The organism is Mesorhizobium sp. LSJC280B00 (assembly GCF_000502835.1).
In the GTDB taxonomy this organism is placed as follows: domain Bacteria; phylum Pseudomonadota; class Alphaproteobacteria; order Rhizobiales; family Rhizobiaceae; genus Mesorhizobium.
In genome coordinates this window covers 121,694-142,229 of the sequence record NZ_AYVL01000007.1, presented here as the reverse complement: position 1 = coordinate 142,229, position 20,536 = coordinate 121,694, and the positions used below count along the sequence as shown (strand labels likewise).

General features: G+C 62.3%; 14 protein-coding genes and 2 pseudogenes. 3 read left to right on the top strand and 13 right to left on the bottom strand.

Going from position 1 to position 20,536, the window contains the following annotated elements:
• The first annotated feature begins 149 nt into the window (after nt 1–149).
• A complete protein-coding gene (locus tag X773_RS52050) occupies nt 150–2,057 on the top strand; it encodes a propionyl-CoA synthetase (RefSeq protein WP_023676323.1) in 1,908 nt (635 codons plus the stop codon).
• 130 nt (nt 2,058–2,187) lie between these two features.
• A complete protein-coding gene (locus tag X773_RS52045; protein WP_023676322.1) occupies nt 2,188–2,952 on the top strand; it encodes a metallophosphoesterase family protein in 765 nt (254 codons plus the stop codon).
• A gap of 15 nt (nt 2,953–2,967) precedes the next feature.
• On the opposite strand, the gene X773_RS52040 is transcribed toward X773_RS52045, so the two are convergent.
• The 6 genes and pseudogenes from X773_RS52040 to X773_RS52015 form a co-directional block, all read right to left on the bottom strand.
• A complete protein-coding gene (locus X773_RS52040) occupies nt 2,968–5,388 on the bottom strand; it encodes a polysaccharide biosynthesis tyrosine autokinase (protein WP_023676321.1) in 2,421 nt (806 codons plus the stop codon).
• 149 nt (nt 5,389–5,537) lie between these two features.
• A complete protein-coding gene (locus tag X773_RS52035; protein WP_023676320.1) occupies nt 5,538–6,434 on the bottom strand; it encodes a UTP--glucose-1-phosphate uridylyltransferase in 897 nt (298 codons plus the stop codon).
• A gap of 75 nt (nt 6,435–6,509) precedes the next feature.
• Nucleotides 6,510–7,460 carry a glycosyltransferase family 2 protein gene (locus X773_RS52030; RefSeq protein WP_023676319.1) on the bottom strand — a complete coding sequence of 317 codons (951 nt, stop codon included), beginning with the start codon at nt 7,458–7,460 and terminating at the stop codon, nt 6,510–6,512.
• Entirely contained in the window at nt 7,450–8,400 is a 951-nt protein-coding gene (locus tag X773_RS52025) for a glycosyltransferase (RefSeq protein WP_023676318.1), read from the bottom strand. Before X773_RS52025 ends, X773_RS52030 begins: the two co-directional genes overlap by 11 nt.
• A complete protein-coding gene (locus X773_RS52020; protein ID WP_023676317.1) occupies nt 8,400–9,392 on the bottom strand; it encodes a glycosyltransferase family 2 protein in 993 nt (330 codons plus the stop codon). Before X773_RS52020 ends, X773_RS52025 begins: the two co-directional genes overlap by 1 nt.
• A gap of 11 nt (nt 9,393–9,403) precedes the next feature.
• A pseudogene (locus X773_RS52015) lies at nt 9,404–10,586 on the bottom strand (glycosyl transferase family 1).
• 302 nt (nt 10,587–10,888) lie between these two features.
• On the opposite strand from X773_RS52015, the pseudogene X773_RS78075 reads away from it, so the two are divergent.
• Nucleotides 10,889–11,941: pseudogene (locus X773_RS78075) on the top strand (polysaccharide pyruvyl transferase family protein); the annotation flags it as partial.
• Between the two features lie 222 nt (nt 11,942–12,163).
• On the opposite strand, the gene X773_RS52005 reads toward X773_RS78075, so the two are convergent.
• The 7 genes from X773_RS52005 to X773_RS51975 form a co-directional block, all read right to left on the bottom strand.
• Entirely contained in the window at nt 12,164–13,627 is a 1,464-nt protein-coding gene (locus X773_RS52005) for a lipopolysaccharide biosynthesis protein (RefSeq protein ID WP_023676315.1), read from the bottom strand.
• Nucleotides 13,624–14,910: a glycosyltransferase gene (locus tag X773_RS52000; protein WP_245274683.1), complete on the bottom strand. Its 1,287-nt coding sequence runs from the start codon at nt 14,908–14,910 to the stop codon at nt 13,624–13,626. Before X773_RS52000 ends, X773_RS52005 begins: the two co-directional genes overlap by 4 nt.
• A gap of 70 nt (nt 14,911–14,980) precedes the next feature.
• A complete protein-coding gene (locus X773_RS51995) occupies nt 14,981–16,060 on the bottom strand; it encodes a glycosyltransferase (RefSeq protein WP_023676313.1) in 1,080 nt (359 codons plus the stop codon).
• Between the two features lie 31 nt (nt 16,061–16,091).
• Nucleotides 16,092–17,423: a UDP-glucose/GDP-mannose dehydrogenase family protein gene (locus tag X773_RS51990; RefSeq protein WP_023676312.1), complete on the bottom strand. Its 1,332-nt coding sequence runs from the start codon at nt 17,421–17,423 to the stop codon at nt 16,092–16,094.
• A gap of 85 nt (nt 17,424–17,508) precedes the next feature.
• Nucleotides 17,509–18,249, bottom strand: coding sequence for a family 16 glycosylhydrolase (locus X773_RS51985; protein WP_051406119.1), 741 nt, complete (start codon nt 18,247–18,249; stop codon nt 17,509–17,511).
• A 258-nt stretch (nt 18,250–18,507) separates the two neighbouring features.
• A complete protein-coding gene (locus X773_RS51980; protein WP_023676310.1) occupies nt 18,508–18,909 on the bottom strand; it encodes a hypothetical protein in 402 nt (133 codons plus the stop codon).
• Nucleotides 18,910–19,179: 270 nt separating this feature from the next.
• Nucleotides 19,180–20,202 carry a glycosyltransferase family 2 protein gene (locus X773_RS51975; protein ID WP_023676309.1) on the bottom strand — a complete coding sequence of 341 codons (1,023 nt, stop codon included), beginning with the start codon at nt 20,200–20,202 and terminating at the stop codon, nt 19,180–19,182.
• Between the last annotated feature and the right edge of the window lie 334 nt (nt 20,203–20,536).

Sequence of the window (20,536 nt, the reverse complement as noted above, 5' to 3'; positions counted from 1 at the left end):
AAAATTCGAACGATACCGGCCCCCAGACCACCATGACCCGCACTTGCGGCCAAGTTAGAACGACAGCAAACGAAACGCACAAATACATGGTTACACAAACCAGCATACGCTATTTCAAGGACAGCAAACATTCCTGGGGAGGAAGCTGGATGGCGTCACGCTACCACGAGGTCTATGACGGCTGGAAACGCGACCCGGAAAAATTCTGGGCCGATGCCGCCGGCGCAATCGACTGGTTCTCGCCCTTCGAGACGGTGTTCGACGCCAATGCCGGCGTCTATGGCAGGTGGTTCGTTGGCGCCTCGTGCAACACCTGCTTCAATGCCGTCGATCGTCATGTGGCGGGCGGCCGTGCCGACCAGATCGCGTTGATCCATGACAGCGCGATTTCGGGCACAATCAGGAAATTCACGTATGCCGAGTTGAAGCGCGAGGTGGTCGCGCTGACCTCGGTGCTCAAGAATCGTGGCATCCAAAAAGGCGATCGCGTCATCATCTACATGCCGATGGTACCGGAAGCAGCCTTCGCAATGCTTGCCTGTGCGCGGATCGGCGCCGTGCATTCGGTGGTCTTCGGCGGCTTTGCCTCGCATGAGCTCGCCACCCGCATCGACGACGCCAAGCCGAAGCTGATCATCTCCGCTTCCTGCGGCCTGGAGCCAGGGCGCGTCGTTGCCTATAAGCCGCTGCTCGACAAGGCGATCGAGATGTCGCGGCACAAGCCGGAAAGCTGCCTTATCCTGCAGCGCGACCAACTGCGCTGCGAACTCAGGGAAAACCACGATATCGACTATGCCGACGCCGTGGCGCGGGAGCGGGCCGCGGGTGCCAATGTCGACTGTGTTCCGGTGCTTGCCACCGATCCGCTCTACATCATCTACACGTCGGGCACGACCGGCCAGCCGAAGGGAATCGTGCGCGACAATGGCGGCCATATGGTCGCGCTGAAATGGTCGATGGAAAACGAGTTCGGCGTCAAGCCGGGCGAAGTGTTCTGGGCGGCTTCCGATGTCGGCTGGGTGGTCGGCCATTCCTATATCGTCTACGGCCCGCTGCTGCATGGCTGCACAACGATCCTGTTCGAGGGCAAGCCGGTCGGCACGCCCGATGCCGGCACCTATTGGCGTGTGATCGCCGAGCATGGCGTCGTCGCGCTGTTCACCGCGCCAACCGCCTTTCGCGCCATCAAAGGACAGGACCCGAAGGGCGAATTCGTCCCGAAATACGACCTGTCCAAATTCCGGACGCTGTTCCTCGCCGGCGAGCGCGCCGATCCGGAAACCATCAAATGGGCGGAGCAGAAATTGACCGTGCCGGTGATCGACCATTGGTGGCAGACCGAGACCGGCTCGCCGATGACCATCAACCCCGCCGGACTGGGCCTGCTGCCGGTCAAATACGGCTCGCCCGGCGTGCCGATGCCCGGTTATGACATCCGCGTGCTCGACGATGCCGGGCATGAGGTCAAGCGTGGTACGCTTGGAAATGTCGTGGTGAGATTGCCGTTGCCCCCCGGCTGCCTGCCGACGCTGTGGAATGCCGACGAGCGGTTTCGCCAAGCCTATCTCGACGAGTTCCCCGGCTTCTACAAAACCGCGGATGCCGGCATGATGGACGAGGACGGCTATCTCTATGTCATGGCTCGCACCGACGACATCATCAATGTCGCCGGCCACCGGCTATCGACCGGCGCCATGGAGGAGGTTCTGGCCGCGCATCCCGACGTCGCCGAATGCGCCGTCGTCGGTATTGCCGATGCTATGAAAGGCCAGGTTCCACTCGGCTTCGTCGTGCTGAATGCCGGCGTCGACCGCGACGCCGGCATCATCGAAAACGAGGTTGTCACCCTGGTGCGCGAACGGATCGGCCCGGTCGCTGCCTTCAAGACGGTGGTGACGATCAAGCGCCTGCCGAAGACGCGCTCCGGCAAGATCCTGCGCGGCACCATGCAGAAGATCGCCGACAAGGAGGAATGGGCCATGCCGGCAACGATCGACGACCCGGCCATCCTCGACGAGATCACCGCCGCGCTGAACCGCCGCGGCATCGGCCTGTAAGGGGCGCCGAAGCCGAGTTGCGTCCGAAGCTCCGGTATGGAACGACCGGCGCCGGACGTGGTATCCACGCGCGGTGTCGTCATGTTGTTTCGGAATCGAGACGCACCCACAGCCATGCGAGATGCCATACGTGACCCTGTTCCAGCGATCGAGAAAGCCCCAGGCCGCGGCACGCCAGCGGCTGGAGATCGATATGCGGGGCGCAGTCGTCTATGCGATCGGCGACGTGCATGGCTGCTACAAGGAACTCCGCGCCCTGGAGCAGAAGATCCTGCTCGATTCGGCGCCCTTCGAAGGGCGCAAGCTCATCATCATGCTTGGCGACTACGTCGATCGTGGACCCCAGTCGGCGCGTGTGCTCGATCATCTGCTGGCGCCACCGCTCCATGATTTCCAGCGCATCTGCCTTGCCGGCAACCACGAAGTTGTGATGCTGAACTACGTCGACGGGATCATTTCGAGAGAGTCGTGGCTGGCGATAGGCGGCCTGCAAACGCTGTTTTCCTACGGCGTCGACCCGTCGCGCATGGCCGATCTCTATGGGTCAAGCGAGGAGGTCGACAAGCGCATTCGGGACGTCATTCCAGCCGACCACATTAGCTTCATGCGCGCGCTGCCGGTCATGGTCTGTTCGGCGAAATTCGTGTTCGTCCATGCCGGCATCAGGCCCGGCATCGACCTCGCCGCGCAGGACGAGGACGACCTGCTGAATATCCGTTCGGACTTTTTCGACGCTGCGCATCTTCTCGACCGCTATGTCGTGCACGGACATACGCCGGTCGACACTCCGAAGCTCGAGGGACGCCGGCTTGGCATAGACACCGGCGCCTTCCAAACCGGCCAGCTGACCGCCCTCAGGATCATCGACAACCGCGCCAGGTTGATATTTTCCTGAGCGCGATGTCGTCGCTCAGGCGGCTGCCTTGGTGCGCGCTTCCGATTTTTCCAGATAGTAGCTCGAATATTTGTCGAAGAATTTTTCCGAGCCGCCGATCGCGCCATATTTGGCCAGCTTCTTCAGTTCGACCTTGTTCAGCACCGCGCCAATGATTTTCTTGGCGATGTAGGGCTCCGAGCTGAGCATGGATTGCACCATCGCACGCGGCGTGCGTCCCCACTCGGTGACCAGCACGAAGCCGTCGACAAGCGGAGCGAAGGCCTTGGCGTCGACGACAGGCCCGAGCGGCGGCAGATCGACGATGATGTATTCGAAGGTTTCCTTGGCGTTATCGATGAAACGCCGCATGCCGGCTGAAGACAGAAGCTCGCTGGTATGCGAAAACTGGCCACGCAGGACAGCCGGGATGATAGCCAGCTTGGTCTGCCGGTCGATCTTGCCGACCGACTGCCATGTCTGCCCGCTCACCACAGCTTCCATCAGGCCCTGCTCGGCCTCCATACCGAGGCTGCGGCTGAGGCCGGGATTGCGCAGGTCGCCGTCGATCAGCAGCGTTTTCGATCCGTTGACGGCAAGCAACCCGGCAAGATTGGCCGCCACCGTCGACTTGCCTTCGCCGGGAAGCACCGAGACCACGCCGATGACCCGGCTGCCCTGGCCCTCCATGACGACGTCGAAGGCGATCTTTGCGTTGCGCAGCGTCTCGGAGAACATCGATGCCGGTGCATCGACGGTTACCCGCATCCGCGCACGTTTTTCGGCTGCCGACAATGTTTTGGAGGGCTGGGATTTAGAGGACTTGGCGGTCTTGGATTCAACGACCTTGACGTCAGGCTGACCGCCATTGCGCTGGTCATCCTTGCCAGCCTTGCCGATGACCGGCAGATAGCCGAGGAATTTGAGGCCGACCCGGTCGCGCACATCCTCGCCGGTCCTGAAGAAGCGTTCTCTGAATTCATTCAGGCCACCAACCCCTGCCCCCATCATTATGCCAAGCGCCAGCGAAAGCCCCAGCACGATGGCCGTGCGCGGGGTTGCGGCCGACTGCGGCATCGTCGCGTCCGAGATGACCCGGATCTTGCCGACCGGGAAGGATTGCTGCTGGGCGGCCTCCTCATAGCGGTTCAGGAACGTCTGGTAGAGCGTCGACAGCGCCGTCGCCTTTTGGTCCAGCTCACGCAGCTTGACCTGCGACTGGTTGTCGATGGAGCTCTTGCCAGCCGCCAAGGCGACATTTGCGCGGAGCGCGGTTTCGCGCGCCAGAGCGACCTCGTATTCGTTGCGGTAGCTTTCGGTCAGTTGCTTCAGCTCGCCGAAAATCTGCGCCGATATGTCGGCCTTCTCCTTGGCGAGCGCGACGGCCTGCGGATGTTGCGGGCCGAAATTGGCTTCGACGTCCTGCTGCCGCTTGGCGACGGTGAGATAGCGGTTCTTCAGCGTCGTGATGACGGAGCTGCTCGGCTGGTCGTTCGATATCGCGGCGTCCTTGAATGCATTGTCCGAGCCGCTTTCGACGATCGACTTGTACTGCTGATAGCGGGCGCCGGCACGTGCGGTATCGGCCTGCGCGACGATCAGCTGGGTGTTGAGATCGGACAATTGCTTGTCGCTGATCAGCTGGCCGTCATTGACGGCCAATCCGTGTTCGGCCCTGAACTTTTCGACCGCTAGTGCAGCCGCCTGGGAGCTCTCACGAAGCTCGGTCAGCCGGCCTTGCAGCCAGACCGCCGCCCGCTCGGTCGCGTCGAAGCTGGCATCGAGCTGATCGGCGAGATAGGCGTCGGCATAGGCCTTGGTGATGGCGGTCGCAAGCGCCGGATCCGTCGCCTGGAAGGAGATGCTGATGACAAAGCTTCGGCCGATCCGCTCGGCATCGAGTTGGGTCTGCAGTTTGAAGATTGCATAGTCGCGGGGCGACGACGATGCGGTGATCGCGTCACGCGTCGCAGCATCAAGCTGAGCGACATCGGTTGTGCTCGCGGCGCGCTTGGGGCGGACAGACTGGATGATACCGCGAACAAAGCCAGCAACCTTCGACAGGGCCGATGTCGGAGGGTTCATGAAAGCGTCGTTCTGATCGAGCTTCAGCTTGTCGACGACCACCCCAGCCAGCCTGGCCGACTGTAGTATTTCGATCTGGCTCAGAACGGCGGAGTCGGTCTGCATGCTGACCGACGCCGCCGAAATGTCGTCGACGACCTTGTTCAATCCTTCGTCGATCAGCACGCTGCTCGTCGCCACATAGGTAGGAGGCGTTGTCTGCAAGTAGAGCACGCCGAGAAAGAGACCGATGACGGCGCAGGCGGCAACCACTTTCGCCTGCCGCGCGGCCATGCCAAGCAGGCGCTCGATGTCGATGAAGTCTTCGGCGTTTGCCGCATTTGAAGCCGGCAATGGCGTCCTCTTGTCGACAGGAAAATTGGCATAGTTCATCTTCGGTCCAATTCTAGTTTGCAGGCGCTACCGCCTCGAAGGTCGGGACATAGGGTGCAAACCTTGCGCCGGACAGTGCGCGTTACGCGCGGCGCAACGGCCTGTCCTGCGTCATCAGCCGCACCCACAATGCCTCGAAAAAATGGACATTATGCGGCTTCTTCCCGACGCTGATGCGACCGGACGAATTCCTGCAGCATCTCGAAGATCGGGCCCTTCATGTCCTCCCGCGCCAGCGCGAAAGCGACATTGGCCTGGATGAAACCCTCCTTCGAACCGCAGTCGAACATGCGGCCGTCGAAAGGCTGGGCGAAGAAGGCCTGGGTCTGTGCGAGACGCACCATTGCGTCGGTCAGTTGTATCTCGTTGCCGGCGCCGCGCTGCTGGCTGGCCAGCAACGAGAATATCTCGGGCTGCAGGATGTAGCGGCCGTTGATGTAGAAGTTCGATGGCGCGTTGGCAGGAGCCGGCTTTTCGACCATGGCCGTCACCTCGAAGCCCGTGCCGACATCAGCGCCGCGCCCGACAATGCCGTATTTGCTGGTCTCGGTCGGATCGCAACGCTCGACGGCGATAACGTTTGCGCCAGTCTGCGCATAAAGATCGGCGACCTCGGCGAGACACCCGCGCCCGCCGAAGGACACCATGTCCGGCAAAAGCAATGCGAAGGGCTCGTCACCGATGACTTCGCGCGCGCACCAGACGGCATGGCCGAGGCCTTGCGGCGACTGCTGGCGGATGAAGCTCGTCGCGCCGGCGACGGGAAGCAGGCTTTCAAGGGATTCGAGTTGCGCCTTCTTGCCGCTCTGCTCCAGGGTTCCGATCAGTTCAGGATGCAGGTCGAAATAGTCCTCGATCACCGCCTTGTTGCGGCCGGTGACGAAGACGATGTGCTCGATGCCGGCCTCGAACGCCTCGTCAACCGCATATTGCACGACAGGCCTGTCGACCACCGGCAGCATTTCCTTCGGCATGGACTTGGTCGCCGGCAGGAACCGCGTTCCGAGCCCCGCCACCGGTATGACTGCCTTCCTGACTTTTTTCATTGCATGTTCCTTCTGAGGAGATCGATTTCAACCCTGTCGCAGGCGGCGAAACTGTCTTCATTCACCTGCAGCCCTTCACCTCCCCGCCACCACGGCAAACTGTGCCGCTACCCTTCGCAGCCGGACGGCGATCGGCATGCTCATATGCCGAACCGCCGCCGGATCGCTGAGCGCCGTCCATATCGCCTTGAGCGGGGACCGCGCCTTGATGTGCTGGACCAGCGACAGGAATGATGCCGCCCGGCGCAGGCTGCGAGCGCGCCTGGCGAACGCCGCCTCGGCCGCAGCATCCATGGAATGGGTCGCGGCGAAGGTGGCATCGGCCCTGCGCATCGCCTCGACGTGATGAAGTTCGAGCACCCGGGAGATGGAGCCGGTGCGAATGTGGTAGATATAGCCCGTCGTCGGCTCGACCACGCATTTGCCCCCCTTGGCCAGAGCACTGGCCAGGAGGATATAGTCTTCGCCAATGATCAGGCTTTCATCGTAACGCAGCCCGTTCTCGTTCAGGAACCGGCGCTGGAAGATCGGCTTGAGGTAGCCGAGATTGAACCTCGATTCGAAGAGGACGTTGCCGCCGATGAAATCCGCCAGCGAGATTTCACCGAGGCCTTCCAGATAGTCGGCCGGGAACATCGTCTCTTCGGCAACGCCATCCTCGCGAACGACCTGCAGATTATCGACCGCGATTTCGGCGCCCGCTTTCTCCGCGCGTTCGATCATGGTGCAGAGTCGCCCGGGATAGACCGCGTCGTCGGAATCGAGGACCGCGACCCACCTGCCGCGTGCAAGCTCAAGGCCGGCATTCCTGGCGCCGCCGGGGCCACGGTTTTGCTCAAGCGCGACAACGCGTACGATGTCTTCGGGGTAGGATCTCGCCAGGTCGAGCGTCCGGTCGCGCGACTTGTCGTCGACGACGATGACCTCGACGCTGATATTGCGCTGGGCGACGGCGCTGGCAATCGCCCGATCGATGGTCGCCTCGGCATTGTAGGCGGCAATCACGAAGCTCACGTCAGGCTGCACGCTTGCCCCCTTGCTGCGGCGAAGACAGGCCGTATTGGCGGATTTCACGAACCCCGACGAGGCCGCTGACGACGCCGACATGCATAATGCCGCGAAGCACGCTGCGGTTCCGGCGTACGGGGTCGATGGCGACCGGAATTGCCGACAGGAAACTGTAGGCGGCCTTTGCCGCGGCAATGCCGACCTGCTTGAGCCGGGCAAGGCCGTGTGCGTTGCGCCCCAGAAGATGACCATGCGTCTGCCCAACGCGGAACCGGCGGCGGCCGAGCCAGTCGAATGCCGCCCTGGCAGGTGGCACCGCTTCGTCGACCCAAGCCTCCGGCGAAAAGGCGATGCGGCCGCCGGCCTTGACCATCTGGTCGAAGAATTCCGTATCTTCGCCGCCGGTCTGGCCACGTGCCAGGCTGAAGCGCCGGCCGCGCAGGCTCTCAGCGCCAATCCTGAGCAGGACGTTGCAGGTGTAGCCGGTGCGGATTTCGCCGCTCACCCAGACCGGCAAGGTCGAGTGGAAATCGCCTTTGCGCATCCAGGCGGGCGCATCCGGCAGGTAACGGGCTTGCACCGGCCCAAGCACCGTCGCAGCACCTGTTGCTTCTGCCGTCGCCACCAGTTCGGCAAGCCAGCCAGCGGTGGCCGTCTCGTCGTCGTCGATAAAGGCGACGAAATCCGCCGCACTGGTATCGAGGCAAGCGTTGCGCGCGATCGAGATGTTGCGGGCCGGGGCGTGCCGGTAGGTCACCGGCAGCTTCAACTCCCCCGCCAGCTTGGCGACCAGCGTTTCGGCCGTCGGCGTATCGTCGTTGTCGGCGATGACGATACCGACGTCGAACCCCGCAGGCATGTCCATGGCCGCTATGGAGCGAAGCGTGTCGGCAAGCTCCGGCCGGCGGAATGTGCAGACGCAGATATCGATGCTTCGATTTTTCCTGACCGGGTCCATCACGCTACCCCGCGCTGCGGTCGCGGTGCGAGCAGTTGCAGCCAGAAACCGACCGACCAGCCGAAATGCATGATCATTGCCGAGACCCCGGCAAGCGCAATGTCGGCTTTGCGCTGGCTGACGGCGGTCCAAAAGCCGTAGCCGAGGCAGACCGACGCCCATAGCAAAAGCGGCACGGCCGCCAGCCAGTGGACGAAGGAAAAGGCGGCGAGAAGAACCACGGGGAACACCAGAAGCGGCACCATCTGCCGGATCTTCGGGATCATGCGGTGCTTGAGAACGTTCTTCGCCCGGCCACGGCCATAGCCGAGATATTGAAAATAGAGGCCCTTCAGCGAGGAGCGCGGGTAGTAGACCATTTGCGTCTTGCCGGTCATCCAGATACGGTAGCCGGCCTGGCGGAGCCGATAGTCGAGTTCGGCATCCTCATTGTGGCTGAAGGTTTCGTCATAGCCGCCGACCGCGGTGAAGGCCGATATCCGTATCAGTGCGTGGTGGCCATGATCGACCCATTCTCCCGCCGAAAGATGCCGGTGCTTGGAGCCGCCGGTGCCGAGCCTGGAGTTCTGCGCCGCTGCCGCTGCTTTCTGAACCATGCCGCTGCCACTGGTCAGCATCGAGACGACGACCGAATCCGCACCGGTGGCCTGCGCTTCTTCGACCAGCCGGTCGCAATAATCCGCAGGATAGCCGCCATGCGCGTCGATGCGAATGAGATAGTCGACGCCTTCCCCGAACCTGGCGACGGCGAGATTGATTGCCGCGCTCTGCAAGCGCTTTTCATTGTGCAGCAGGATCACCCGCTGATCTTTTGCGGCGATGTCCGCGACGATCGTCCTGGTGCCGTCCGTGCTGCCGCCATCGGCAACGATGATCACGGCGTCCAGCCTCTCGGCCGCAGGGCGGAGCTCTCGAAGCAACGCGCCGATATGGGCCGCTTCGTTCAGGCACGGAACCACGATCATGCAGGATGGAATTTCGGTTTGCGTCATCGGCAGTCCTTCTATGCCAATGCTTCGGCAGCATATGGACCGGGAGCCGCAGTCAGCCCGCGGAGCTTTTCGACGAGCGCCCGGCAATCGGCGCGGTCGTAGCTCCAGGTGCGCGGATTGCGGGCGAGAACACGCGCCCTCAATGTCTCGAACCGATGCTGCTCCATCGTGCCGACGGCGGCTTCGAGCGCCTCGGGCGTGGCTTCTGGCAAAAGAACCCCTATGCCTTGCCGGTCGAGGAACCGGCCGGTTTCGGTGGCTCCCATCGAAATCGGCACGGCTCCGAAGCGGCAGCCCTCATAGAGCCGGTTGGGCAGCAGCCATTCGGAGTTCAGGCCCTGCTCAAAAAAGTCGATGGCCCAGGAAAAGTGAACCTCGCGGTAGATCGCCGCCATGTCCTCGGGATTGCGGTAGGGCCCGCCAAACGAGAGCCAGGGTTCCGATTCGACAAAACCGTGGAAATCGGGAAATTCGGACAGCGCCGGGCGGCCCCTGAGGACGATTTCAAAGCGGCCGTCGAGGCGGCGCGAAAATTCGGCCAGAAGCTCCAGGGAACGGCGGCAGCGGAGCGCCCCGAACCAGCCGATCCGCCAAGGCGGCGCTACGGGGTTCTCCGGCGCCGCGCGGTCATCCAGCGAGGCCGCGGCTGGCTCGAAATACTTGTTTTCGAGCAGTTCGACCGGGGCGGCAATCTGTCCGAACGGCTTGAAATAGTTGGCGATGAAGGCCGGAGAGCTGGTCACCAGAAGCTTCACATCCCTGGCCAGGAAGCGTTCTGCGCCGCGCATCGCCCAGCCCAGCGGATCGTCGCGAAGCAGCAGGCGATGGATATCCAGGCACTCGTAGACGATCGGCACCGTTGCCTGGAAAGCCGACCTGGCGCGGCGGGCAAGCGCCAGCATTTCCAGATTGCGCGCGATAATGAGGTCGGGCCGTGGCATTGAGCCCAGCTTCGAGCCGGTCGAGACGACTGCCTTCATGATCGCGGCCAGACGTTGGGCGAATCGGCCATCACGAGTCGNCACGAGTCGGGCCGAGATCGATCGGCTGCAAGCCCTCGACATCAGCAACTGCGCTTGCCGTACGACGAAAGCCCGCCAGCGTAACCTGGGCGCCGCCTGCCTTGAGCATTATGATCCGCCGGCGCACTGCCGGGTCGGAGACGTCGTGTACCAAGTACAAGACATGCAGCATGAAAACTCGACCGCTGTTGGCCCGCCCGCGACAATGCTAGTACAGCTCTTGCTGCATCGCAACATTTTTGGTTGCAGCGTAGCAAAGATCCCCGTTTTTTGTTGCACTGCAAAATCGATGGGTTAATCTCGCTCTGCTTGGGCCACATGGACCGCGCGTTGGCCTGCCATCGGGCTGCGCGCCAATAATCACGACGCGAGGACCATCCTTGGCGTGCAGCATTTTCGGCCAACCCGCCTGCAATCCGCCCCTTCGCACCCGTCGATGGAAGCACGGGACTACTCACGAAATGAGGTCATTCCATGAAGATCGCGGTTGAAAACACCGTCTGCCTGAATACCGGGGATGCAGCGATTCTCCTGGCGATCCGCCATGTTTTCAAGACGATCGTGCAAGACGATATCCAGTTCTGCGTCTTCGACAGCCAGCCGGAGGTGGCGGCGAGGCTCTACACGAAGAAAGAGTATCCTGATCTCGAATTCCACAAGCTGCTGTCGGAATCGCTGTTCCGCTACAAATACGGCAGCGGGCTGAAGAACCTGTTCAAGCCGATCTACAATCGGCTCGTCCTCAATGCCCTGCGGCGGTTCGGCATCCGCGGCGTTCTCGGGCGTTTGTTCAGCTCAAGCAATCGCCGTGGTCTCGAGATCTACAAAGGCGCCGACCTCGTGGTCACGACAGGCGGAACCTATCTTGTCGAGACTTACAATCTGGAACGGCGACTCAATCAATTCCGGATCGACGCGATTCTGGGCAAGGACCCCGTCTTCTTCACGCAATCGCTCGGCCCGTTCAACAAAAGTTACAATCGCCAGGAGTTGAGCCCAATCTTCGATCGGAGCCCGCTCATCCTGCTGCGCGACGAACGTTCGCGAGGCCACATTGTGGACATGGTGAAAGACCCCGGCAAATGCCACGTCGTGGCCGACGCCGTCTTTGCCCTGGCCGACACCGACAGGATCGGAAAAATTCTGGCCTCCGGCCAGTCGGCGACCGTCACCGGCCGCGTCGCCATTTCCGTCCGTCACTGGAACTATGTCAGCGACGGCGAGGGCGGCATGCGCCGCTACATCGACTCGATCCGCGCGATCGCGACCATCCTGGTCAGGGACCACGCCAAGGAGGTCACCTTCGTCTCCACCTGCCAGGGCGTGCCGGAATACGCCCATGATGATTCCAAGACGGCGCGGGCTATCGTTGCCGAACTCGATCCGGAGATCGCCAAGCATGTCAGCGTGGACGCTTCGTTCCACACGCCGGAGCAACTGATGGCACTGGTGAAAGGCTTCGACTTCGTTGTCGCAACGCGCATGCACATGATGATCATGTCGCTCTGCGTCGGCACGCCGGTGCTGCCGATCGCCTATGAATTCAAGACCAAGGAACTCGCCAAGCGGATCGGCGTCGCCGACCTGCTGCTCGACATCGACACGGTGACGCCCGAGGAAGCGAGCGAGAAGCTCGGCAGACTTACCGCCAATCTCGACCTCTATCGCAGGACGAGCCTTCAGGCAGTGCTTGAGGAGCATGCGTCGGCGATGTCGGCAGGTGAGCTTTTGAGGCCGGTGATTGCCGGCCTAGCGGGCGTTGCGCATGGCGCTGGAAAGCGTGGTGAACAGGGCGCTGCGCGACTGGCGAAGGGCAAGCATGAGGACCAGGCCGATCGAATAATTGAGGGCAACCGCCAGGACCACCGCGAGCAGGTCTGACTGGCTGGTCAGCGATGCCGGCAACTCCCGGTACACGGACCAGGCAAGCAGCGATGACGCGATGAAAAGCCCCTGCATGACCAGGAAGTCGGCTGCGGTCACCGGGCCGACCCGGTGGACAAGAACGGCAAGCACCGGGACGCGCAGCACATAGCCGCTGATCGCATAGGCCGCCGCGACACCGACGGCGCCCCAGTGCAGGCCGATGATGAAGGCGGCGACCGTCGTCAGCGACGAGTAGATGCCCCAGTGGAACATGGTCTTGGTCTTGCCCTGGCAGATGAAGATCCAGCCGGTGGTGCTCGAGACGGACTGGATCAGGCTGGCGATGCCCAGCCAGGCGAAGATCGGCGCCACCGCCGTCCAGCGCTCGCCGAAGAGAAGCCCGACGACCTGGTCCGACGTCAGCGTCAGCGCCGCGATGCCGGGCATAGTGATGGCCGCCAGCATCCAATTGGTTCGCACATAGATGTCGCGAAACCGCGCCTTGTCCTCATGGATGCGGCTCAGCAGCGGCACCATCACGCGTGTCAGCGGCTGGTTGATGTTCTGCAGCGGAAACAGCAGGAGCTTGTAGGCGCGGTCATAATAGCCGAGCTCGATCGCGCCCGAATATTTTCCGATCAGGATGTTGTCGAGATTGCGCGAGAAGAAGTTGGCCAGATTGAAGCCGGTCAGATTGGCGCCGAAAGACAATATGTCGGTATCGACCTTCAGGTCCGGCCGCGACGGCGTCCAGCGCGCCACCTGCCATGCCGCGGCCAGCGCGACAACGGCCGATACCGCAGGGCCGATGACCAGCGACCAGTAGCCCAGCCCCGCATAGGCGGCGATTGCGGTAGTCGCAAGTCCGGCAGCAGCGGTTATCACGTCGTTCAGCGCGAGCTGGCCAAAGCGCAAGTGACGGTTCATCAGCGCCAGCGGCACCGCGGCGAGGCTGCCAAGCAGCAGCGGCAAGGCAGAGCCGATGGTGATCCCCACCATGCGTTGATCGCCATAGAAGGCAGCGATGGCGGGCGCCAGGCATGCAACCACCACGGCACTGCCTATCCCCACCAGCGCACTGATCCAGAATACCTGGTTGAGCTGCTCGGTGCTGATATCCTTGCGCTGGACCACGGCCTGTTGCAGGCCAAGATTTTGAAGCAGCCCGACAAAGGCCACGATCGGCCCGACGGAAGCCACCAGGCCGAAATCCTCGGGCACGAGCAGACGCGCAAGCACGATGACGGAGAGAAACTGGATCGCCATCTTAAAGCCTTGCGCGCCGATCGTCACCACGCCGCCGCGCAGGGCGACGCGACCGAACTGGGGGGGCGGGTTGGCGTTCATGCCGGCTGCCTGGCTTCGGCCAGTTGAGCAACGATCTGCGCAAAACGTTCGTTGAGTACGTCCGCGTTGAAATCCTGCTCGATCTTGCGGCGCGCCGCACGTGCGATGCGCTCGCATTTGTCCGGGTTCTCGGCCACCCAGACAAGCTTGCGGGCCAACGCCGCAACGTCTCGCTCCGGTGCGAGGAAGCCTGTCTCCTGATCCTCGATCAGTTCGGGGATGCCCGAGTGATAGGTGCTGACGACGATCAGCCCGGCGGCCATAGCCTCCATCAGCGCCACCGGAATACCCTCGAGATCGCCGTCTCGCGCGGCAACGCTAGGCAGCAGGAATACGTGGGCATTGCGCAGGCGCTGCTTGACCTCGGCGTGCGGACGCGGCCCGAGGAAAGTCACCCGGTCGGCAATGCCGAGATTTGCGGCGAGCTTCTTCAACTCTTCCAGCAATTCGCCGCCGCCAATCACCGAATAGACCCAGTCGCGCCGCGGCAGGCTGGCGAGCGCCCGAAGGGCGAATTCGATGCCCTTCTTTTCGGTCAGCCGGCAGACCGAGATGAAGGACAGCGTGTCCCGGTCCCAGGAACGCCAATGGTAGCCGATCTCACCGGGCCGCACGCCCATATGGTGAACCATGACTTGCGCGGGGGGTGCGCCGACGCCGATCAGGGCGTCGCGGAAAAACGCGTTCACCGGGAGCTGGAGAACGCCCTTGTCGAAGACAACCTTGTAGCGCGTGAGCGTGTTGTCATGCAGCGGTTCGCCAACATCGCGGCCGTGGAATATGGTCACCAGCGGAGCGGAAATCCGGCCTCGTTTCATGGCGCGGGCGACGCGCATGCCGTTATTGCCGAAATGCGCGACGATCACATCGGCGTCCTGCAATTTGCGCGCAAAAGCGATGTCGATAGCGGTCGAGAGCTTATCCCAGAACCTGCCCGACCATCTCCTGAGCGTCGGGCGAAAGCGCCCCAGCCCGCCCCACCAGCAGACGACCTTGCCAGGGAGAGCCTGCCAGCGGCGATCGTCGATGTTGCGGTCCTTGCCGAAGGACGTCTCGTTGCAGACGACGCCGACTTGCATGCCGCGCTCGAGGCACCCTTCTATCTGGTCGAGGACGAAGGTCTCCGACAAAGAGGGGAACTTATCAACTACGAAGCAAATCTTCATCGGATGGACGATCTTTCGAGGCCGGTCGGCGATCTGCTCGCGCGGATGAGGGCTGACGCCCGTCGCTACCGTGCGAGGCGCCTCAAGCGTCTGGTGTTGTGCGTGTCGTTGTCCCAAGGCAGCTCCCACCCCGGTCAGGCGCGAGAGCCGGCTTTTGGGCAACGTGCATGGTTTTGGACGAAATGCATCAGGCGGCACGCTCCAGCGCGCCTTGCCTGGCGTTGTCGAGAACGCGGAGGAAGGTCGCGAACTGGCTGTCGGGGTTCATTTGCGGCCGCTCCGAAAACAGCTGCGCCGCCGCCGACAGCCGATCGTACTCGGCCTTGTCGCTCCATAGTCGCCTGACCGCGGCGACCCAGTCGTCGAGCGGTGCGTCATAGTCGAGCACCACGCCGCCGGCGCCAATCGCTTCCGGCAGGCCGCCGCGACGGGACCCGACGACTGGAATGCCGCTGCAATGGGCCTCGGATGCCACCCGCCCCCAAGCTTCTTCCCATTTGCTGGGCGCCAGCAGGATCTTGGTGCGGCCATAGACGGTCTTCATGTCGCTGGTGCGGCTTTCCAGCCTGACGTTGCGCAGCGGCGCGATGATCCGTTCGATCTGCGCCCGGTGGTCGTCGTCGAGCTTCCAGCTTTCGACGAACAGGAACGGAATTTCGGGGCATTGGCCGGCGATGCGCACGGCGAGTTCGAACCCTTTTTCATTGTAAGGATTGATCAGCGTGACGAATTCACCGGTGGTCGGCGTGCTGTAGAGCCCGGGATTGATGGTCGGCGGGATCACGGTCGAATCGATGCCGAACCTTTCCTTATAGGTGCGCGCAGTGAATTCGGAGTTGGCGATATAAAGCGCCGAATGCAATTCGCGCAGGTCGCCGGCCAGTTCGTGGAATTCGACGTTCCGCAGATAGACCACCAGCGGCACGCCGAGCGCCTGCAGCGCCTTTCCGATCGGCACCGATTTGTGGCACTGCACGACGGCGACATCGGGATCGAGCCGTTCGACCGCGAAGCGCGCCGCCTCCCAGGGAAACCATGCCCGCACGACCGGATAGCCGGGATAGCTGTCGATGACCGCTCGCTGGCGAAGCAGCTTCATCTTGGCGCGCGCCTTGAAGCCGAACATGCCGTCACCGAACAGCGCCGCCAGAACCGAGGCGTCATGACCGTGCTCGCGCAGCTGCTCGACCAGATGATGCGTGCTCGACTGAACGCCACCGCTGAACTGCGGCGTGTAGCCGTTGCCGCCCGCAAACAGAACTTTCATGGACCTGGCTCCTTGCTGGACCGCCCTAGCGTCACGCCGCCATTCTGCCGATGCTGTGGTATTCGATGCCGTGGCGGGCGATGACCTTGGGGTCGTAGAGATTGCGTCCGTCGAAGATGACGGGCGTGGTCAGCGCGTTCTTCAGCGCATCGAAAGACGGCGCGCTGAAGCTTTTCCACTCGGTCACGATCAAGAGCGCATCGGCGCCTCGCAGCGCGGCCTCCTTGGTGCCGCACAGTTGCAGGTCGTCGCGCAGCCCGTAGATCGCCTGGCATTCCTGCATCGCCTCCGGATCATAGGCCTGCACATTGGCACCAGCGGCCCAGAGCGCTTCCATCAGCGTGCGGGCCGGGGCCTCGCGCATGTCGTCGGTATTGGGTTTGAAGGCCAAGCCCCACAGCGCAAATGTCTTGCCTTTGAGATTGCCCTTGAAATAGCGGTCCACCTTCTCGAACAGGACCGACTTCTGCTGGTTGTTGCGCTCCTCGACGGCACGCAGCAGCTTGGCGTCGAACTTGACGGCCTCGGCAGTCTTGATCAGGGCACGCACATCCTTCGGGAAGCACGAGCCGCCATAGCCGAGGCCCGGATAGATGAAGTGGTAGCCGATCCGCGGGTCGCTGCCGATGCCCTTGCGGACCTCCTCGATGTCGGCGCCCAGTTGCTCGGCCAGGTTGGCCATTTCATTCATGAAGCTGATCTTGGTCGCCAGCATGCAATTGGCCGCGTATTTGGTGAACTCGGCACTGCGCACATCCATCACGATCATCTTTTCGTGGTTGCGGTTGAACGGCGCGTAGAGCTCGCGCATCACCGCCTCGGTGTCCTCGTTGCTGGTGCCGACGATGATCCGGTCGGGCTTCATGCAGTCGCTCACAGCGGACCCTTCCTTGAGGAATTCCGGATTGGAGGCGACGTCGAAAGCCAGATCCTCGCGCCCGCGCGCCTTCAGCGTTGCGGCGATCCTGGCCTTTATCCTTTCGCAGGTGCCGACGGGCACGGTCGACTTGCCGACGACGATCTTGGGCTCGTCCATCTCACGACCGATGGCCTCGGCGACGGCCAGCACATATTTGAGGTCGGCCGAACCATCCTCGCCCGGCGGCGTGCCGACGGCGATCATCTGGATCTGGCCATGCTTGATCGCCGCGGCGGCGTCGGTGGTGAACTTGATGCGGCCGGCGGCATGGTTCTCCTTGACCATGCTTTCGAGCCCAGGCTCGAAGATCGGGACATGACCCTGGTTGAGCCGCTCGACCTTTTTTGCATCGATGTCGACGCAGACCACCTGATGGCCGACTTCGGCAAGCACCGCCGCCTGTACAAGACCGACATAGCCGATTCCAAAGACAGTCAAATTCATTCGGTTTCATTCCTGTTCAGTGTTTCGGGCCTGTTCGAGCTTCGGTTTTCCGACCACCTTCGGCCCGGCCGGTTCAGATGCGCTTCTAGTTTGTGTTGCATGCCAGCGATTCGGGGAATTGGCAGGGCTGGCCAAGTGCGGTGAATGCAACGCGATCCACCTGCATGGTGAGCTTGCGGCCGGGATCGGAGAACGGCCCCATCCAGCCCTTCATTGTATCGCTGCCCCAAAGGCTGAAATAGATCCTTTGCGAATGGGTGGGCAGCTTCGCCGGATCGGTGATCTCGTGGACAAGCTTGCCGTTGACGTACCAGCGCAGCCGGTCCTTTTCCCAGACGAAGGCGTAGTCGTTGAAGGCCTTGTCGGTGCCGCCAGCGACGTCGACCAGTTTCTCGTTCTTGCCTTTGCCGGCTATGTAGGCGTTGACCTGAACCTTGGACGTGTCCTTGGTCAGCACCTCGAAGTCGATTTCATCATGCGGCTGCTTGTCGGCATCGCCGACGAAGCTGAAGAATGCCGCGTTGACGCCGGAGCCCGTGTCGGTCTTCATCCGCGCCTCGTAAGTGCCGTAGCCGAAGCGCTGCTTGGTCTGGATCTCGGCGCAGGCGAATTCGCGATCCTTCAGCTTGCGCTTCTCGAAACCGAGCGTCAGCATGCCGTCGGAAAGCCCGATCAGGCTTTTGGACCAGGTGCAGTTCTGATGCTTGCCGTTCGTCCAGCCGTCGGAAATGTACCAGCGCGCGCGACTGAGGCTGGTGAAATCATCGACAAAGGACGGCGCGGTTGGGAGATCCTGGGCGCGCACGGGGACCAGGCCCGCAACCATGCTGCCGAGAACGACCAGCAGAAACGCGCCGTCTGAACGGAGCCGCCGCAGCTTGCCTGGGATCGGGCGCGTGAACGGGGTGCCTCGGGTTGCCGGGGCGGGCGTGCTTTTAGGATCTGCGTTCATATCAAACTCACCTTGTGCTGTGCGCCCCCAAAGCGATCGTTCGAACCGTGACGAAACAACCTGATCTTGACCTCTGTCGCTCCCAAGCTCCGTGTTGTGCCTAAAACCATTGCGCCGACTCGGGGTGTTCGCTCAGCCTGTGCCGGAATCGGCGGGCTTCACAAAATCGGTCCTTATGTCGGGGCCGTTCTGCCGATTCTCATCGAAGATTTCATCCAGCGAATGACGGAGATCCTTCATCATCTGCTTCTGGCGCGAGAGCGCCGCGATGCGTCGCTCGCAATTCAGGATCGACCTGGTCAGTTCGCCGACTTCGGAGGACTTGCGGGAGGAGACCGCTCCGTTCTCCATGGCCTCGACCAGGAAGGCGGCATTGGTAGCCGTTGTCCTGTAGCGGTTCTCAAGCCCGTTCTTCTCTGCCTCGACCTCGGCCGAGATCTGGTCCAGCAGCTTTGCCAAGCGATCGAGGCGCGAGGTGTCGGTCTGCGTGTCGCGCGCCGGATCTCTCGATCGGAAGCGAAAGATCGAGGCCATGCAGTCAGCGCCCCATCATCGTCGAGCTGGTGACCGGCCTTGGCGCCCGTCCGCGTTCAAAAGACATTTCTTGCATCGTCCAGCTCCTCTGACAGGGGGATATCTTGGGCCAGTTCGGTTGGCCGTCCAAAATTGCTGCACCGCAACATAGATTGCCATTCCCTGCGCGGATAGGCAACCACCTAGATCGTAAACTCATGAATCTCGTTGAAACCGTCCGAGCCGACCGAAGGGTAAGGGAGTAGCTACCGCCGTCGCACGTTGACGGGCCTAGCTTTCGCTGGCCGTGCTGGTTCCGGCCATGAGGAAGCGCAGCGGCGGCACATGCTGACGCTTCGCGGCGAGGCCGGCGCGGCGAAACAGCGCATCCAGCTTATCGGAGGCGACGCCGCGGACGACGGCTGTGAGGTTGGACGAGCCGGCCAAGGCGTAGGCCGCGGCCGGCGCCAGCCCGCGCTCAGCCTTCACGTCTAAAAACTTCCGCAACCGGTATTTGTCGCGGATGTGCCGCTCGTGCCTTCTCAGCGCAGCCTTCGATGCCTCCGGCAAACTGTCGATCGCAAGCAGTGCCAGGTCGGCATCGGCCAGATGCTTCAGGTCCTGGGTCTTGTGCCGTCCGCTCAGCGAATCGGCGCGCACGATCGCGCCGTAGCCACAGGATTTGATGACCTTGAAGCGCGCGCCATGGGCAACCGCGCGCGCATAGAGTTCATAGTCTTCACCCAGGCGCAGCTTCTCGTCGTAGCGCAGCCCATGCCGATCGAGAAAGGCGCGGCTGATCACTGGCTTGAGGAAGCCCAGTTCCCCGCGTTGCACACGGCGCCTGGAGATGTTGGCGTCGATGAAACCCTCGAAATCGAGGAATTCCGGCTCGGGCGAGAACGGTGGAGCAACGATTTTCGAAACGTCGGTTGCCGCGTCATCCCTGACAAGCATGATATTGTCTGCGGCGAAATCCCAATCGGTGCTGGCGAACAGTCTGTGAAACCTGCCTTCGAAAAAGAAATCATCAGCGTCCAGAATGCTGATGAACGGCGACCTGGAACCGGCTATCGCGGCGTTGCGTGCAAAGGATGGGCCGCGATTGACGTCGAAGCGGATGACGGAAAGGCGGCCCGTGCCGTCGCCGGCCGCGTGGGCGACTTTCGCGGTATCGTCGGTGGACGCGTCGTCGACGACGACAACTTCCGCAACCTCAGGCTCGCGTAATGCCGATGCAATGGCAGCCGGGATTGTCCGCGCCGCATTGCGGGCGGCGATGATCACGCAGACCTGGAATGATGTCATGGACATGCCTCTCGATTGCAGAAGTCGTTGCGGATTTCCTCGCCCCGTCCGCTCAATGCCCCACCGCCCATTCTGAAATGCATCGGCCCAAACGCCTATGCTGCAAGTGCGAAGCAAGCATCGCCAAAATCATCGGCGCCGTCCAGTTTTTCATTTTGCTGGGTGTCATGGCCCGGTTGGGCAGGCGGCGAGCCTCAATCGGGATGGCTCCAGAAATGCGCCGCTTTGGCAGAGCCGTTCCTACACGCTCTATAGAGCGCTCGACTGGCAGAAACCAGTTGCTGATCCTCGCCGACCGGACGGCGGCGGGGCGGAGCGAGCGCGTCGAGGCCCGCAGTGT

Bases quoted from the DNA above. Each gene is read 5' to 3' on its own strand.
- X773_RS52050 (WP_023676323.1), top strand. From the start codon at position 150: ATGGCGTCACGCTACCACGAGGTCTATGACGGCTGGAAACGCGACCCG.
- X773_RS52040 (WP_023676321.1), bottom strand. From the start codon at position 5,388: ATGAACTATGCCAATTTTCCTGTCGACAAGAGGACGCCATTGCCGGCT.
- X773_RS52035 (WP_023676320.1), bottom strand. From the start codon at position 6,434: ATGAAAAAAGTCAGGAAGGCAGTCATACCGGTGGCGGGGCTCGGAACG.
- X773_RS52025 (WP_023676318.1), bottom strand. From the start codon at position 8,400: ATGGACCCGGTCAGGAAAAATCGAAGCATCGATATCTGCGTCTGCACA.
- X773_RS52020 (WP_023676317.1), bottom strand. From the start codon at position 9,392: ATGACGCAAACCGAAATTCCATCCTGCATGATCGTGGTTCCGTGCCTG.
- X773_RS52005 (WP_023676315.1), bottom strand. From the start codon at position 13,627: ATGAACGCCAACCCGCCCCCCCAGTTCGGTCGCGTCGCCCTGCGCGGC.
- X773_RS51995 (WP_023676313.1), bottom strand. From the start codon at position 16,060: ATGAAAGTTCTGTTTGCGGGCGGCAACGGCTACACGCCGCAGTTCAGC.
- X773_RS51990 (WP_023676312.1), bottom strand. From the start codon at position 17,423: ATGAATTTGACTGTCTTTGGAATCGGCTATGTCGGTCTTGTACAGGCG.
- X773_RS51985 (WP_051406119.1), bottom strand. From the start codon at position 18,249: ATGGTTGCGGGCCTGGTCCCCGTGCGCGCCCAGGATCTCCCAACCGCG.
- X773_RS51980 (WP_023676310.1), bottom strand. From the start codon at position 18,909: ATGGCCTCGATCTTTCGCTTCCGATCGAGAGATCCGGCGCGCGACACG.
- X773_RS51975 (WP_023676309.1), bottom strand. From the start codon at position 20,202: ATGTCCATGACATCATTCCAGGTCTGCGTGATCATCGCCGCCCGCAAT.